This is a genomic window from Desulfovibrio piger (genome assembly GCF_012843875.1).
Lineage (GTDB): Bacteria > Desulfobacterota > Desulfovibrionia > Desulfovibrionales > Desulfovibrionaceae > Desulfovibrio.
Window position 1 is genome coordinate 1 of sequence record NZ_JABAFY010000109.1, and the last position, 1295, is coordinate 1295.

At 54.8% G+C, this 1295-nt stretch carries 2 protein-coding genes; one reads left to right on the forward strand and one right to left on the reverse strand.

Annotated elements, in window-relative coordinates; translation table 11 throughout:
* Positions 1-144: 144 nt before the first annotated feature.
* Positions 145-657, reverse strand: coding sequence for a hypothetical protein (locus HF854_RS12340; RefSeq protein WP_168936550.1), 513 nt, complete (start codon positions 655-657; stop codon positions 145-147).
* A 187-nt stretch (positions 658-844) separates the two neighbouring features.
* Between HF854_RS12340 and HF854_RS12345 the strand changes: the two genes are divergently transcribed.
* Entirely contained in the window at positions 845-1225 is a 381-nt protein-coding gene (locus HF854_RS12345; RefSeq protein ID WP_240937762.1) for a lyase family protein, read from the forward strand.
* Positions 1226-1295 lie beyond the last annotated feature (70 nt).

The window sequence follows — 1295 nt, forward strand, 5'->3', positions numbered from 1 at the left end:
TCCATGACTCAAATAGCCATGGCAAGCATACTGTTGAAACGTTTCATTATTGATAAATGAGTTTCCAAACGCGCTCTCAACAGGCTAAAGCCCATAAGAAAAAAGGGCACACCCAAGGTGTGCCCTTTTGCGTAAAAGGAGAGATCAGTTCAGGCGCTGGGACGTTGCCGGCATGACCTGCTGGACACGGGCCGCGATCTCCGTCTTGAGGCTGTGGAGGACACGGCTTTGCTGATGCAGGGTCTGGGCCAGCTTTTCCAGGCCGGGGATGGCGCCCAGCTTCTGGAAGCTTTCGTTCCAGATGGCCGTGAAGGCTTCGCTGTGATAACTGGCCGTATCGCGCAGCAGCTCATGGATGCGCCGATTGTATGCTTCCAGAACTTTCTGGATATCCTGCCAGTGGTTTTCCAGCAAACCCCGGTCCTGCTGGAGCTTTTCACTCCAGATGAAGTCCAGGCGGAACTGGAATTCGTGCCAGGCATCAAGGCTGGCCAGGCGGCGATCCTCTTCATTGCTTTCCAGATGAAGGATGAAATTGTCCGCCAGATCTTCCGAGTAGAACCAGGCGATGGTGGTGAAGCCCATCAGGGTCGGTACACACACGGACCAGCGCGTCCTGCCGTCGGCCGTGGAAGTCTTTCTGCAAAAGAATATCATGCTGCTATCTCCTGTATCTTCGAGGGAATCTTCTCTGGCGAACCTACAGCGCGTTGCCGCCGCTGGCAAGAGCTGCGGACAGGGGAGTAGTGGACTTTGCTCCGGCATCCCGGTACGCTTGGCAACAGGGTTCCGTTATCCGCGCTGTTCAGGCGTTGTCTTTTTCGGCATAGCCACAGGAGGTCCCATGAGTCGGCTGGAGCATGATTTTCTGGGTGAATTGACCATAGATGATTCGGTTTACTATGGCGTGCAGACCTTGCGGGCCATGAACAATTTCCATATCTCCGGAACGCCGCTTTCCCAATTTCCGGAAATGATCTGGGCCCTGGCCTGCGTCAAAAAAGCCTGTGCCCTGGCCAATATGGAATTGCAGGTACTGCCCCGGGATATCGGCATCGCCATTTGTGCCGCCTGTGACCGTATCCTGGCCGGGAACATGCTCGACCAGTTCCCTGTGGACTGCATCCAGGGCGGGGCGGGGACGTCCACGAACATGAATGCCAACGAGGTCATCGCCAATCTGGCGCTGGAGATCATGGGGCATCCCAAGGGGGCCTATACTTAGAGGATGTCCGGCATGTTTTTTGATTTTAAAAGGTGTGGTAATCTCGTCCCATGAAACAAACAGATTTTCG